This window comes from Mesorhizobium sp. M7A.F.Ca.CA.002.15.2.1, assembly GCF_003998715.1.
GTDB classification, from domain to species: domain Bacteria; phylum Pseudomonadota; class Alphaproteobacteria; order Rhizobiales; family Rhizobiaceae; genus Mesorhizobium; species Mesorhizobium ciceri.
This window is the reverse complement of sequence record NZ_RZPI01001304.1, coordinates 1-383: the sequence shown is the minus strand read 5'-3', so window position 1 is coordinate 383 and position 383 is coordinate 1. Positions and strand designations below refer to the sequence as shown.

The window sequence follows — 383 nt, the reverse complement described above, 5'->3', positions numbered from 1 at the left end:
CCCTCCAATGGCCGAAGCCGAGCGTCCTTAGCCTTCGATTGCGGCAAGATGCAACGTGTTCCCGGCCTCAACTTGTGTATCGCGCCTGCAACATCGCTGGCGGCAGGATTTGAGGCTACTGTGTCGGCGGCTGCAAAGTTCAGCTGCGAGGCTGCAGCAGCGCCAAGACGGCGGTCGATGCGGCAAGGATAGCAGTCAGAGTCAAAGGTCCAGTCGCGCCATAGGTGTCCACGACATAGCCGCCGACAACCGCGCCGATGGTGATGGCAATTTGGAAAGAGGTGACCATCAGGCTGCCCGCTGCCTCCAGCGCATCAGGCGCCGCGCGCGACATATTGGTCGGCAGCACCACCGGCGCCATGCCAAAGGCGAAACCCCACAGC

At 62.4% G+C, this 383-nt stretch carries 1 pseudogene; it reads right to left on the bottom strand.

The annotated features are described in order from the left end of the window. Positions 1–139: 139 nt before the first annotated feature. Positions 140–383: pseudogene (locus ENZ74_RS34260) on the bottom strand (MFS transporter); the annotation flags it as partial.